The following is a 14,120-nucleotide window of genomic DNA, read 5'->3' on the forward strand; positions in this document are numbered from 1 at the left end:
AAAGTGGACCGTAAGGCCATTTTACTATTCCCGAACTCGCACACATTCAACAGGTTTCACCCCTTATATTACATTAATGACTGCAGCAGCTTCCTGCATTGTAGTCATCATATTTATCATGATGCCGCAGCCAATCCATTACGTCGTGCTCGTTCCGGCCTTTTGGTGTCAGATCCAGAAAATTGTGCGCACCGATCAGAATATCACCGCCACGTGCATAAGTGGAATAAGTGTGGTAAATGTTGCCGGCTTCGTCTTTATAAAACACGCTCGTTCCCGGAGATTCGGTTCCCTCATCATGTTTCGCGTATTCGTAGTTGTAATAAATCTCCCCGCTTTGAACCTGTTTTTCGGTAAAAGAGACAAAATAGTCGTAGTTAAAGTCGCTTCCGTATGACGAAACCCACTTGAATTTCCAGCCCATTCGATTTTTAAATGGAAGCAGCTCGCGCAAAGGCGCACGCGAAACGACTACAACGGAAACGTCATGATGGGACAAATGCAGATTGGCGCCATCGATATGATCAGCCATGAACGAGCAACCGGGACAGCCTTCTTGATCACCCGGAGCAAACATGAAATGATAAATGATCAATTGACTTTTACCACCAAAAAGATGGGTAAGCCACTCTTTGCCTTGCTCACTTTCGAAAATATACGATTTGTTAATTTTCACCCACGGCAGTTTGCGTCGCTGGCGCGAAAGCTCATCATTGAGGCGGGTGAGCTCCTTTTCTTTTTTAAGCAGCTGCTTGCGCGCTTCAATCCATTCCTGCTCCGTTACAATGCGGTGTCCGTTGGCAATGTCAGTCAGGTTTTCAGTCGCCATTTCGTTGTCCTTATCCATGTGATCGTTTGTTGTTGTTTACAAACTTCCCCAATAATTTTTGATAAAAGGCTGTGTGAAAAAGACTTATGCGGGGGGTATTCGAGACAGTTGCGATGTTAGGAAGATGCGCAGCAATTATCAAATGTATCTCTGATGCATTGTAGGGTCTACGTATTGTCAAGAATTTGATACAATCGATCAGCGCCTGATTATCAGAATGTTCGATTTTGTTTTTGACGCCGTTCCATGTTTGGTATGATTCTTTATGCTTAATCTATATTATTTTATATAATAAAGATTGTCAATCAAAACCAACAAACATGAAAACGATAAAACTGAATATCTTCGCATTAGCTATGTTATGCACGACAGCTGTTATGGCGCAAACCTCAACGCCATCAAGCAGCACGCCGGCAACAGGTTCATCTACTTCGAGTCCATCGTCAACAACGACAACACCGGGCAGCACAACCACACAGCCAAGAACAGTTCCAGGCAGCACACAGCAGCCTTCAACATTGCCAGGATCATCACAACCAGGCAGTACAACACAAACAGGATCAAGCACGTCGACACAATCGACAACGACTTCGCCGAGCTCTACAACCAGACCAGCAACGGTTCCACCGGGAACAGTTCCTGATCGCACAACACAGCCTGGCACGTCGACAACAACACAACCATCGACAACCATTCCTGGAAGCACAACGCAGCCATCATCTGGTACAGTACCAAGCAGCAATGTTCCTGCAACGAGCATTCCTAATAATACAACACAACCATCAACTGTCCCACAGAGTACAACCGTTCCATCATCAACGGTTCCTGGTAGCGCAACGACGCCATCTTCGTCATCGACAGTTCCTGGAAGCAGCACTTCAAGACCAGCAACACCTCAGAAATAATTTAGAGGAACTTGCATCTTGAAAACAGACAGCCCGCGTTAAGCGGGCTGTTTTTATTATACGGCATCCAAAGTTGCTGGTACAAGAATTTACAATCGGTTTTAAACAAAACAATAGCGCATATGCCAAACATCACAAACCAAGATCCATCAGGAAAATTAGCGGCAGGGGTTACACTTGCCGTAAGCGGCGTTTCATCAGAAGATGAAGCCATTCTTGCCGTTGAAAATTATTTGAGAGTTAATAAAAAAGAAGGCGAAGTGGAAATATCCATACCGGAAAAATCGGATGATGGAAACTTCAATGTTCAACTGAAATAAGCTTTTGCGCAACCAACATTGCGTATTGCCAGCGCTATACACACTTCTTACACTTTCTTCTCCGTCTGCATTTCCTTAAATTCCTGCTTAATGTTGAACCACCGCTGGCCGGCAACATTTGCGATCGCAACCACTTCGTTGCCTACAATATGAGCCAACACCTTATGGCTTTTAAGCAGGTCCAGGCTGTCGACACCACAAATTTCCATACAACGAAAAAGGAACCTTCCAAGATAAGGCGCATCACAAGAACTCCCGCCATAGGGTCCGGATTGAAAAGTCTGAGCTCCCCCAAAGAGATAATTCACGCCCTTTACATTGAGTTCTAATTCAGCGGTAACATATTTCTCTTCGTGGACATAGATATGTAATGCCTTGATTGTGCCAATTTCCATAACTGTAAGTAATTTTCGATTGGACGGCCGTATGTTAAAACTGTGCCATAACACAAATTCTGCGCTGTTGTACAAGTAATTAGCAAGCAATTTTCACTTATAACATTGGCAATATACGTCTAAAACGTATCAAATGCTTCTCATACTATTTTCAATTTCCTACCCCAAGAGATAGCCGACTAAATGTGTAGACTTATTCAACAATAAGCATTGGGTGAGGTGGTTTTATCCCGTGATTTTACCGAAGAAAAATCCATAGCGTCACTACGGTAAATCGTTTAGCCAATATATTCAGGTTTTTTACATTTTGCCGGAGTCCACCAGACCCACTCATTATGAGGATATTTCTGCTCATTCTATTTATTATTTCCTGCAATTCACTGTCTGCACAGCAAAGTTCGTCTGATCTGGACGACGTGACGCACATTGCCGACATGGAGCGGAAGAATTTCCAGCGCCGGTTAGAACCCGGAAATGAGCAGGCAAGAACGATTGCTTCACAAAATTTCGACGTAAAATACTATCGATGTGAATGGGAAGTTAATCCGAATAATCGTTACATCAAAGGTGCGGTCACGACACATTTTACCGTTTCTAAGACTTCAAGCTCGATTGCGCTAGATTTGTCCAATTCCTTATCAGTAGCATCGATCAAGAGAAATGGCATAGCTATGTCATTTGTACACAAAAACAATTTAATCGATATATTCTTTCCAGCTCCGCTAGCAACTGGGACCTTGGATTCAATAACAATTGTTTACGAGGGAATACCCCAATCTACCGGATTAGGTGCTTTTGAGATATCGCTTCATGGAGATAGCTTTCCCTTGTCTCCTGTGATGTGGACTCTAAGCGAGCCATTTGGAAGTAGCGAATGGTGGCCTTGTAAAAATGGCTTAGATGATAAGGCTGACTCGGTAGATATTTTTATAACACATCCCTCTGCTTTTAAAGCTGTTTCTAACGGCATTTTAAAAAGCGAAGTCCCTGCACCCTCTGGTAAAACCACTACAATTTGGAAACACAAATATCCCATTGCAAGCTATCTGGTTTGCTTCGCTGTGACTAATTATCTTGTTTCAACAAAGTTTATTAAAATCGGTGTAGACAACATTCCGATTCAGACTTATTGCTACCCTGAGGATCAACTGAAATTTGAAGAGGGGGCTGAAACAGCGGCAAAGGCGCTGGCACTATTCAGTGCTGTTTTTGGCGATTATCCCTTTAAAAAGGAAAAGTATGCCCATGTGCAATTTAACTGGGGAGGAGGGATGGAGCATCAGACCTGCTCGTTTATGTACAATATGAACGAAAATTTAATTACTCATGAACTGGCCCATCAATGGTTCGGAAATAAGGTGACCTGTGCCTCTTGGGCAGATATCTGGCTTAATGAAGGTTTTGCATCTTTCTTATCAGCAATATATTTAGAGCAAAACTATCCAGCTAGCAAGCTATCTAATCGAGAAGCAGAAATAGATTTTATAGTTTCAGATGTTGGCGGAGCAGTCAAGGTTGATGATATAAATAACCCTAGCCGCATTTTTGACCAAAGGCTTAGTTATGCGAAAGGTTCGTATCTGCTCTTTATGCTGCGTTGGATACTAGGCGACGCGGTATTTTTTACGGCTGTCAAAAATTATCTGGAAGATCCTGCGCTGGCATATGGATTTGCGACGACTGCAAATCTGAAGGCGCATTTAGAGGCTGCCAGCGGGAAGAACCTGACTTATTTTTTTGATCAATGGTTTACCGGACAAGGCTATCCGTCTTATCAGATTGAGTGGTTTCCGGCGGGAAATACAGTTCAGGTTAAGGTAAATCAGACGACATCGCATGCGTCGGTAAACTTCTTTCAACTTCCTGTTCCGCTGTTGTTTAAGAATACAGCCACAGGACAGCAGAAGCTCGTGACGTTGCACAATGTTTCGAATGGACAGGTTTTTACGGATAACCTTGGTTTCGTTGCAGATGTGGTCATTTTCGATCCGGAAAAATGGCTTGTTACCAGAAATAACACGCTTACAAAAGCATCTGATCCGCTGCCTGTTACATTTAAAACATTTTCTGTTTCGTGTGAAGGCAGCCAGCCGAAGTTGCATTGGGCCACGTCTCAGGAAACTTCCGCGGATTACTTCGATATTCAGCGAAGTTATGACGCTTATAACTGGTCAGCGGCAGGCTCGGTAAAAGCCAGCGGAAATAGCACGGATGTTAAAAACTACACATTCACGGATCAGACATTAACCACCCACAATGCCTATTACCGCATTGCGGAATTTGATTACGAAGGAACCGAACAACATTCTCGCATCTTATATGCGCAATGTCAAATGTCTGAAAATCAATCATTGACGGCTTCTCCTAATCCGGTCCGGGACGATCTGCACTTTGAGATTCACTCCGACAACAAGGCGCTTCTGCATGCACAAATATTCAATGTCCAGGGCGAATTAATGCAATCCGGAAGCTTCCTGCCATCGACAGAAAAAAGGATTAGCGTCGCTAATCTGGCAACAGGACTTTACATTTTACAAATTGAAAATGCCGAAACGAAAGTGGTTTTGAAAACCAGATTTTTGAAGGAATGATAACACTTACATACACTAAATACATTGCATATGAAATCAAAAGCAGGTTTTTTGCTGGTATCGCTCTGGTTTTTCGTTGTATCTTTTCATACGTTCGCTCACTGCGTTGCTGCTAAAAGCGCTTTCGTACCAACGCTGCTGCGCGGACCGTATTTGCAATCTGCAACTTCGCAAAGCATTGTGATCCGATGGCGCACTTCTGAACCCACGAATAGCCGGGTGAAATTCGGCAATGCTGCCAATGCGTTGACGAACACAATTGATCAGGCTGCATTGGTGACGGATCATGAAATCAAACTGACCGGACTGCAACCGGCGACGCGCTACTACTATTCAATTGGTTCAACTTCGATGCTTTTGCAAGGCGATGCTGACAATTTCTTTGAGACCGCACCGGCGATAGGAGCGAAGAACAAATATCGGATCGGAGTGTTTGGGGATTGCGGCAATAATTCGGTGAACCAGACCAATGTGCGCAATCAGCTGCAAAATTATCTGGGAAATAATTATATGAATGCCTGGATCCTGCTGGGAGACAACGCTTACAGCAACGGGACGGATGCGGAGTATCAAAGCGGTTTTTTCAACATATATAAAGATCGTTTTCTGAAACAAAATCCGCTGTTTCCATGTCCGGGTAACCACGATTATGCTAATAGCGGGTCCCGGCAAAATGACCATGCAGTGCCTTATTATGACACATTTACACTTCCTAAATCAGGCGAAGCAGGCGGCGTGGCGTCCGGGACGGAAGCATATTATTCCTTTGATTACGGCAACATTCATTTTCTTTCCCTGGATTCGTATGGCAAGGAAGACAACGCCACGCGGCTTTACGACACGCTTGGAAAGCAGGTTACGTGGATCAAGCAGGACCTGGCTGCCAATGCCAATAAAGACTGGATTGTTGCTTACTGGCACCATCCGCCTTATACAAAAGGCTCGCACGATTCAGATTCTGAGACAGAATTGGTCAACATACGCACCAATTTTATCCGGATCCTGGAAAGATATGGTGTCGATCTGATCCTTTGCGGGCATAGCCACGATTACGAAAGATCAAAACTCATAAAAGGACATTATGGACCGGAAAACGCTTTTAATGCTGTTTCTAACCATTTGAGCAAATCTTCGGGCAAGTATGATGGCTCGGCAGAATCTTGTCCATACATTAAAAAATCTGCTGATAATCAAGGAACTGTGTACGTGGTCGCGGGATCGGCCGGGCAATTGGGCGGCACACAAGCGGGTTATCCGCACAATGCCTTGCCTTTTGCAAACGCATCCCAAGGAGGCGCGATGGTTTTGGAAGTTGAGGGTAATCGGCTGGACGCGAAGTGGGTCAGCTCGACCGGCGCTGTTCAGGACCAGTTTACGATTGAGAAAGACGTGAATAAGCGGCAGACCATTGAATTGCCCGAGGGGACTTCAGCGACTTTAACGGCTTCCTATGTTGGCGTTTATAACTGGAATAATGGTGTTAAAACGAAATCGATCAGCGTGTCGCCTGTGGTTGATACGGACTACATTGTGCAGGATCAATATGGTTGCGTAAGTGATACATTCAATGTTAAAGCCGCTCCCGCGCTTCCCGTGAAGTTGGTTTCATTTGAAGGAAACTGGCAGGAAAACACGTTTTTCCCGAGTTGAATTGGCAAACTTCCGAAGAACAAAACGCTTCTCATTTTTCAATCCAACGCTCGTTTTCCGCAAAGAATTTTGTGGAAGTAGGGCGGGTCGAGGCGGGAGGGAATGTTTCGCAAACCAGCATTTATCAATGGTCGGACAAAAGTCTGATGGATCCAAATGCCGACGTGGTTTATTACAGGTTGAAGCAGATCGATCTGGATGGGACGTTCTCGTATTCGAGAATCCTTGCGCTTGCCAATGCCGATGTCTGGGATGACGATCTGATTCAGATTATTCCAAATCCCGCTAATGTGCACGAAATGAAAATCCGGCTTTCGGAAACCAGGCATATTCCATGTGATTTAATACTCTCCAATGTTTCCGGAAAGATCATTACCCGGTTCAAAAAGACGCTTTCGGATGCCCCGGACTTGTTTTTGCCAGCCAAGCTTATGCCCGGCATTTATTTTCTGAAAGTCAATTTTGACGATAAAAGCGTTGTCAAAAAGTTGGTGATTAACTGATCGTGCGCTTGTAGGAATGTGAATGGCTTGATTTTTTACCGTTGTGGTGCATAACCGACCGTCAACGAGCATGAACCGGATAATGAGGATTTTACTGTTGTTGCTAACCTTTGTGAGCAGTAGCTTATTTGCCCAAAAGATCGTATTCATCGCGGGCCCCGACAGCCACGGAAAAGGCGAACATGAGCATCAGGGTGGAAGCACATTATTAGTCAAGGCAATAAACGAAGGTTTGCCGGGTGCAAATGCAGTTTTGGTGCAAAATGGCTGGCCAAAGGACACCACTATATTAAATGATGCGGCGGCCATTGTTATTTATGCCGACGGCGGAGGTGACCATTTGATCATGCCGCATCTGGCTGAAATTGGCAGACTTGCTAAGAAAGGCGTCGGAATAACCATGCTGCATTTTTCCCTTGAAGCTCCGGAAGGAAAAGTTGGGAATTATATGAAAGAATGGATTGGTGGCTATTTTGAGATTAACTGGTCTGTTAACCCTGTTTGGGAAGCGGCATTTTCTAGCTTTCCGGACCATCCGATCGCGAACGGCGTTAAGCCATTTTCAATCACCGACGAATGGTATTATCACATGCGGTTTGCCGATAATATGGAAAACATCACACCGATTTTGCAGGCCCTTCCTCCCGAATCAACTCTGAAAGGCAAAGATGGAACGCATTCCAACAATCCGGCGGTGCGGGAAGCGGTGCTGGTTAAAAAAGAGTTGCAACCCGTTGCCTGGGCCATTGACCGTCCTGATGGCGGCAGAGGATTCGGGTTTTCAGGCGGGCATATGCACAAGAACTGGGGCAATGACAATTTTCGAAAAATAGTCTTAAACGCCATCGCCTGGACCGCAAAAGCGAAAATCCCCGCCGAAGGAATCCCATCCCAAACCCCAACAGAAGCGGAATTGAATGCATTGACAAAGAAGGTGAATTGAGAAAAGAAGAGCCAGAAGATGAAAATATTTAGAAATACAGTTCGGAAGGTTTGAAGTTGCTTTGGTAATCAGCGGTTTTATCTGAAAATTCTTCATTATTTCTGCAAATGCTTAAAAAACGCTTGTTATTTATTTTGCTTTAACTTTACTTTGTCTATCAGATTAGTAGGATTCTTTCTTGTTAACCACCAGCAAGACGGAAAGCAGTAACATTTATAACCTATGATAGCGATGAATCCAAATTCTTCGAACAAGACAAATACGTCCATGGTGGGCAATTGCAAATCTCTTCTGCATTGTAACACAAGCTGTTGTTGCTAAACATCCGTAAGCAAATCAGTTTTTCCGATCGCGCATTCCGCACGATTTAACATCACTCTTATATTTTTATGAAAAGTTTTCAAACATTACTGATAGCCACAGGTCTGTCCCTGGCAATGGCGCAATCCGGTTTTTCGCAAACCGCAAATCCAAACGAAGTGGTCATCACAGGCGTGCGCTTCGCTTATCCATTGGTTGAAAAGTGGATTGGCGAATATAAAGCGGCTAATCCGCAGGCACAGATTCGCATTGAAACGCGAACCGTAACCGATCCGCAAAAATATGACCTTCTAATTGAGGCTTATGAGCAGGAAAAAGAAGTGAAGGAAACGCGTGAATACATTTCAATTGCGCGTTATGCATTGCTGCCGATTGCCAACGCGAAGTCAGCATTTGCAAAGGAATATGTTGAAAAAGGGCTGAATGAGAAGTCTTACAAGCAGATTTTCTTCCATGACATTTATGCCGAAAAGGACAAATCGCTGACCACGCCTTACACGATTTACACCCGTTTACAGAAAGCCGGTGCACCAACGACTTTTGCAAAATATTTCGGTTACGAGCAGAAGGACATTAAAGGAAAAGCCATTGCGGGAGCAGATGAGCATTTGATCAAAGCACTTTTGAAAGACGAGACGGGCATTACTTATACTATTCCCGGCCTTGCTTACGACCTGCAAACGCGCAAACCAGCTGAGGGAATTTCAATCATTCCGGTTGATCAGGATGGTAACGGACGCATTTCCAAAGAGGAGCGCGCGCTCGATAACCTGGATCAGGTCATTGCAAGTGTGGAAGCAGATAAGGTGAAAAATGTGCCGGTGGAATATCTGCATTTCTCCATCGACAAGCATAACTCAAATCCTGAGGCCAAGAAATTTTTGCTTTGGGTTGCAGCAAATGCTGAAAAGGACTTGCATCAGTTCGGTTACCTGAAACCAGATCCGAAACGCTTGCAGGACGAGAAAGAAAAAATTGAGCGCTTCGCCGCAGTTAAGTAACAAATCAACTTCCCGTCATTTCATGTCGCGTATATACATATGCGACAGGAAATCTACACCCTGAAATTCGCATTAGTAACCCGATTCAGAATGAAAAAATACTTTTACTTAACCCTGCTCTTAGCAGGTCTTTTTTTGAATGCATATGCCCAGGAAGTCGTTACAGGCGTGGTGAAGGACGGTTCCGGGCAGACAATTCCTGGCGCAACGGTCGTCATTAAAGGCACTTCCAAGTACGCAAGCAGCGATTTGGATGGGAAATTCAGCATTGCCGCACCCAAGGATTTCCCTTTCACCATTCAGGTTAACATCACAGGTTATCAGCAGCAGGAAATTGATATTTATGAATTGTCCGACGAACCTGCGGAGATCACTTTGAAAACAGCCAATGTGCTTGACGAAGTGGTGGTTATCGGTTATGGAACACAGAAAAAAGGTGACATTACCGGTTCTGTTTCTTCCGTTCCGCAACTTGCATTGAAGCAGCCGATCAGTTCATTCGACCGCGCATTGCAGGGCGCAGCAGCCGGGGTTCAGGTGACGCAGGTTTCCGGGCAGCCGGGAGCGGCGGTGAGCATCCGGATCCGGGGAGGAAACTCGATTACGGGTGGAAACGAGCCACTTTATGTGATCGATGGCTTTCCCGTTTACAACAGCAACGGCGATGCGAGCTCGGGCGTAACGGCCGGGCCAAGCATTAATGCGCTAGCAAGTCTTAACCCCAGTGATATTGAGTCGATTGAAGTGTTGAAAGATGCTTCTGCAACGGCTATTTACGGGTCGCGTGGTGCGAATGGTGTAGTTTTGATTAAGACCAAAAAAGGCAAAGCGGGCCAAAATACATTGACCTATGACGCTTACTACGGAACGCAGCAGGTGTTGAAAAAAGTTGACGTCATGACAAGCGCCAAAGATTGGGCAATTCTCAAAAATGATGCACGCGCAAACTCAGGAAAAGCACCCTATTACACACAAAGCCAGATTGATGCGCTAGGCGAGGGGACGGATTGGCAGGATGCGGCATTTCGCTCTGCGTCGATCCAGAATCACCAGATTTCAATGACCGGGGGCGACGATAAAACGCGTTATGCGATTTCCGGAAATTACTTCAAACAAAACGGAATTTTACTGAATACGGACTTCGAGCGATATTCGGGCAGGATCAATTTGGAGCGTGATTTTTCAAGCCGTTTCAAAGTGGGCGTTAACCTTACCGCAAGCAAAATCAGCGCACAAGTGGCAAATGCGGGCATTGTGAATGCATTATTAAGCATGCCGCCGACGGTCAACATTCGTGACGCAAGCGGCAAATTCACTTACCAAAGTGAGTTCGAAACGCCGCTGGGCAACCCGATCGCGACATTGGAAAAAGAAGTGAACCACACCAAAACCTACCGGTTTTTAGGAAATGTTTATGGCGAATACACATTTTTCGACGGGCTGGTTGCCAAAGTTTCTTTTGGAACGGACATTATTAATAACAAGCAAAACCGCTTCATTCCTTCCGACATTTATCAGGGAGCCAATTCCAATCCGACCGGCAAGGCTTATGTAGGGAGCAAATTTGCGTCTACATGGCTGAATGAGAACACATTAAGTTATTCTAAAACCTTCAATGACAAGCATTCACTGAATGTTGTCGTCGGATACACACAGCAGGCATTTGAAACGGAAAGTGCTATTGCAGGTTCGCAGGCCTTCATAACGGATCAGCTGAGCTACAACGACTTGTCAAGCGGATCTGTTTACACGCAACCGGAATCCGGCTCGTCGGCCTGGGCGTTGAACTCCTATCTCGGCAGGATTAATTATTCCATTGACCAAAAATACATTTTCACGATCAGCGGTCGTGCGGATGGCTCTTCACGTTTTGGTAAGGATAAAAAATGGGGATATTTCCCTTCCGCAGCCTTCGCCTGGAACATTTCAAAAGAAGCATTTCTGTCTTCCTACAAGACGATCAGCAACCTGAAACTGCGTCTCAGCGCTGGTGTGACTGGAAATCAGGAAATTGGTCAGTATCTTTCTCTGGCGACTTTGGGCTCCAACACTTACTTTTTCGGCGGTCAAACCTACATTGGTTTTGCACCAAACAGAATTGCAAACCCGGACCTGGGCTGGGAAACAACGGCTCAGTATGATGGTGGAATTGACCTGTCGCTTTATAAAAACCGCATTAATTTTGTTTTTGACGCTTATTATAAGAAGACGACGAACCTGCTCCTTAATGTTCCGATTCCTTACACTTCGGGGCAGACAACGGCTTTGCAAAATTACGGATCGGTTGAAAATAAGGGAATTGAGCTTGGTATCAACACAGAAAACCTGACCGGACCATTCGCCTGGAACACGAACTTTGTGTTTTCTATGAACCGGAATAAAGTGCTCACATTGGGCGATGGAGCAGATTATATCATTACCGGAGCCAACATTGCACAGGTTGGACAGCCGCTCGGAACATTTTACGGTTATCAAACCAATGGGTTGTTCCAAACGGGCGACGACATTGCAAACCTCCCGACCATTAATCCCGCCACGACCAAGCCCGGCGACCGACGATATGTTGACATCAATGGCGATGGAAAAATTACACAAGCAGACGACCGCACATTCATTGGAAATGCGCAGCCGAAGTTTCAGGGCGGGATCACCAACACATTGTCTTATCTCAATTTCGACCTCAGCTTTTTCTTCCAGGGCACATACGGCAACAAGCTTTTCAACCAGAATAAACAACAGCTTGAACTGCTAACAGGTCAGCAAAATGCCTCGCTGGCTGCATATGAGCGTTGGACACCGACCAATCCGACCAATCTTGTGCAGCGTGCATTTGAAGATCCGTCGACGGTTAACACGAGCCGATATGTGGAAGATGCTTCGTTTTTGAGGCTGAAAAATGTCACACTCGGTTATAATCTGCCCAAAAGTCTTGCCGCGAAGATCCATTCAAGTCAGGTTAAAGGTCTATGTTTCGGCCGCTAATTTGCTGACCTGGACTAAATATTCAGGATTTGATCCGGAAGTGAGCCGCAATGAGCAAAGCACACTGAGTCAGGGAATCGATTACAGCGTTTATCCCTCTTCCAAATCATTTTTAGCGGGTTTGAGTATTTCATTCTAAGCATGTTTTGAACCCAAATCAGAGACCATAATGAAAAAGATCCTATATATATTTCTGGGCGTTTTTACCTTCACTTCCTGCACGGACCTGAATGAAAATCCGGCTTCGCTGATCACCACAGAGCAATTTTACAAAACAGAAAGCGACGCACTTTCTGCGGTTACGAGCGTGTACAATGCCGCATTGAATAACGGCGGATTAACCATGTACAACCGCCTTTTCCACCTCGCTTTCGAGATCATGTCCGATGATGCGATTGCCGGATTGCGCGTGACTAATGCGGACGTCCGTACGATTTCCGTGCTTTCGCATTCCACTACAAATGACCGCGTGGATGAGCTTTGGCGTGAAAGTTACGTGGCCATTAACCGCGCTAACATTGCCATTGAACGCATTCCTCAGATCGAAATGGACGCTACATTGCGCACGCGGCTCATCAATGAAGCCAAGTTTTTGCGCGGGTTGACGTATTTTAATCTGGTAAGGCTTTGGGGCGATGTGCCTTTGATCCTGACGGAGACCAGTTCTTTGGACAAAAACGCCATTCAGGTTTCGAGAACGCCTAAGGAGGAAGTCTATGCGCAGATTATCAAAGACTTAACCGACGCCGAGGCATTGCCAAACGCCTTTTCGGGAGGCGACGCAGGCCGTGCGACGGGCGGAGCTGCCAAGTCGATTTTGGCCAAAGTTTATCTGACAAGGCAAGAATGGGAAAGGCGGCAGCCAAGAGTCTGGAAGTGATCAACGGCCCTTATGGCTACGATCTTTTCGAAAACTTTGCGGACGTTTTTAATGTCGCCACCAAGAATGGAAAAGAGCATATTTTCTCGGTTCAATGCAAGTCAAATGTGAATGGCCAAGGGAACAGATTAGCCTCGTCGGCAACGCCTGTGGGCATTCCGGGTGTGGCTGCCGCTGGAACAGACGAGCCGCATGCGAGCGCGTATGGCATTTATTCCGAAAATGACAAGCGCCGGGACGTGACATTTTTCACCTCATTGATAAGTCCTACAACAGGAAAAGAAGTAACATTTCCACCGCGTTTTTTCAAATATTTTGACCCTGCCCAAATCGGTAACCCGACGGAATCAGCCAAAAACATTCCGGTGATCCGGTTTGCAGAGATTTTACTCATCTATTCAGAAGCACTCAACGAAGCAGGCGGGCCAAATGCAGACGCTTATGCCGCCATCAACAGGGTAAGAAAACGTGCAGGATTGACGCCGCTTGCCGGGCTGACCAAAGACACATTCCGCGAAGCTGTTTATCTCGAACGGCGGCTGGAATTAATGTTCGAATTCCAGCGCTGGTTTGACTTGGTAAGAACAAAAAGAATGGTGACTGTGCTCCGCGCTGCCGGGAAAACCAACGCCGCAGAGAAACATTATCTCCATCCAATCCCACAACGCGAGCTGGATCTGAATCCGAAACTGGTTCAGAATCCGGGATGGGAATAGGCACTTCAAAACCAATTTTACGATGAAAAAACTGATATTCCTTTTACTCATTTCCCTTGTTTTCCAGGACGCTGCGGCGCAGAG

12 protein-coding genes are annotated in these 14,120 nt (G+C 45.5%); 9 read left to right on the forward strand and 3 right to left on the reverse strand.

The annotated features are described in order from the left end of the window. Positions 1-73: 73 nt before the first annotated feature. Positions 74-847: a DUF899 domain-containing protein gene (locus AC0IYG_RS04965; protein WP_471709941.1), complete on the reverse strand. Its 774-nt coding sequence runs from the start codon at positions 845-847 to the stop codon at positions 74-76. Between the two features lie 283 nt (positions 848-1,130). Further along, on the reverse strand, positions 1,131-1,589 hold the full coding sequence (locus tag AC0IYG_RS04970; protein WP_471709942.1) for a hypothetical protein: 459 nt from the start codon (positions 1,587-1,589) through the stop codon (positions 1,131-1,133). Between the two features lie 267 nt (positions 1,590-1,856). Between AC0IYG_RS04970 and AC0IYG_RS04975 the strand changes: the two genes are divergently transcribed. After that, positions 1,857-2,054 carry a hypothetical protein gene (locus AC0IYG_RS04975; RefSeq protein WP_471709943.1) on the forward strand — a complete coding sequence of 66 codons (198 nt, stop codon included), beginning with the start codon at positions 1,857-1,859 and terminating at the stop codon, positions 2,052-2,054. Positions 2,055-2,101: 47 nt separating this feature from the next. Here AC0IYG_RS04975 and AC0IYG_RS04980 read toward each other — a convergent pair whose 3' ends face one another. Further along, the gene (locus AC0IYG_RS04980) at positions 2,102-2,449 is read right to left on the reverse strand and encodes a hypothetical protein (RefSeq protein ID WP_471709944.1); all 348 of its coding nucleotides are present in this window, start codon (positions 2,447-2,449) and stop codon (positions 2,102-2,104) included. 335 nt (positions 2,450-2,784) lie between these two features. Here AC0IYG_RS04980 and AC0IYG_RS04985 point away from each other — a divergent pair, with 335 nt between their 5' ends. The 8 genes from AC0IYG_RS04985 (at position 2,785) to AC0IYG_RS05020 (ending at position 14,036) form a co-directional block, all read left to right on the forward strand. Further along, a complete protein-coding gene (locus tag AC0IYG_RS04985) occupies positions 2,785-5,040 on the forward strand; it encodes a M1 family aminopeptidase (RefSeq protein ID WP_471709945.1) in 2,256 nt (751 codons plus the stop codon). A 30-nt stretch (positions 5,041-5,070) separates the two neighbouring features. Beyond that, the gene (locus AC0IYG_RS04990; protein ID WP_471709946.1) at positions 5,071-6,690 is read left to right on the forward strand and encodes a purple acid phosphatase family protein; all 1,620 of its coding nucleotides are present in this window, start codon (positions 5,071-5,073) and stop codon (positions 6,688-6,690) included. Then, complete coding sequence (locus tag AC0IYG_RS04995) at positions 6,687-7,193, forward strand: T9SS type A sorting domain-containing protein (protein ID WP_471709947.1); 507 nt, start codon at positions 6,687-6,689, stop codon at positions 7,191-7,193. The genes AC0IYG_RS04990 and AC0IYG_RS04995 overlap by 4 nt, the downstream gene beginning before the upstream one ends. An 82-nt stretch (positions 7,194-7,275) precedes the next feature. After that, entirely contained in the window at positions 7,276-8,136 is an 861-nt protein-coding gene (locus AC0IYG_RS05000) for a ThuA domain-containing protein (RefSeq protein ID WP_471709948.1), read from the forward strand. A gap of 389 nt (positions 8,137-8,525) precedes the next feature. Continuing rightward, positions 8,526-9,458 (forward strand): hypothetical protein, encoded by a 933-nt coding sequence (locus tag AC0IYG_RS05005; RefSeq protein WP_471709949.1) that lies wholly within the window; start codon positions 8,526-8,528, stop codon positions 9,456-9,458. Positions 9,459-9,548: 90 nt separating this feature from the next. Next, on the forward strand, positions 9,549-12,440 hold the full coding sequence (locus AC0IYG_RS05010; RefSeq protein ID WP_471709950.1) for a SusC/RagA family TonB-linked outer membrane protein: 2,892 nt from the start codon (positions 9,549-9,551) through the stop codon (positions 12,438-12,440). Between the two features lie 169 nt (positions 12,441-12,609). Beyond that, positions 12,610-13,320, forward strand: coding sequence for a RagB/SusD family nutrient uptake outer membrane protein (locus tag AC0IYG_RS05015; RefSeq protein WP_471709951.1), 711 nt, complete (start codon positions 12,610-12,612; stop codon positions 13,318-13,320). Further along, positions 13,287-14,036, forward strand: a complete 750-nt coding sequence (locus AC0IYG_RS05020) for a RagB/SusD family nutrient uptake outer membrane protein (protein ID WP_471709952.1) — start codon at positions 13,287-13,289, stop codon at positions 14,034-14,036. Before AC0IYG_RS05015 ends, AC0IYG_RS05020 begins: the two co-directional genes overlap by 34 nt. Positions 14,037-14,120 lie beyond the last annotated feature (84 nt).

The sequence above is a fragment of the Dyadobacter sp. AC419 genome (assembly GCF_979253085.1).

Coding starts and splice junctions, on each gene's coding strand:
- AC0IYG_RS04965 (WP_471709941.1), bottom strand. CDS start 847: ATGGATAAGGACAACGAAATGGCGACTGAAAACCTGACTGACATTGCC.
- AC0IYG_RS04970 (WP_471709942.1), bottom strand. CDS start 1,589: ATGCTCGTTGCAGGAACATTGCTGCTTGGTACTGTACCAGATGATGGC.
- AC0IYG_RS04975 (WP_471709943.1), top strand. CDS start 1,857: ATGCCAAACATCACAAACCAAGATCCATCAGGAAAATTAGCGGCAGGG.
- AC0IYG_RS04980 (WP_471709944.1), bottom strand. CDS start 2,449: ATGGAAATTGGCACAATCAAGGCATTACATATCTATGTCCACGAAGAG.
- AC0IYG_RS04985 (WP_471709945.1), top strand. CDS start 2,785: ATGAGGATATTTCTGCTCATTCTATTTATTATTTCCTGCAATTCACTG.
- AC0IYG_RS04990 (WP_471709946.1), top strand. CDS start 5,071: ATGAAATCAAAAGCAGGTTTTTTGCTGGTATCGCTCTGGTTTTTCGTT.
- AC0IYG_RS05000 (WP_471709948.1), top strand. CDS start 7,276: ATGAGGATTTTACTGTTGTTGCTAACCTTTGTGAGCAGTAGCTTATTT.
- AC0IYG_RS05005 (WP_471709949.1), top strand. CDS start 8,526: ATGAAAAGTTTTCAAACATTACTGATAGCCACAGGTCTGTCCCTGGCA.
- AC0IYG_RS05010 (WP_471709950.1), top strand. CDS start 9,549: ATGAAAAAATACTTTTACTTAACCCTGCTCTTAGCAGGTCTTTTTTTG.
- AC0IYG_RS05015 (WP_471709951.1), top strand. CDS start 12,610: ATGAAAAAGATCCTATATATATTTCTGGGCGTTTTTACCTTCACTTCC.
- AC0IYG_RS05020 (WP_471709952.1), top strand. CDS start 13,287: ATGGGAAAGGCGGCAGCCAAGAGTCTGGAAGTGATCAACGGCCCTTAT.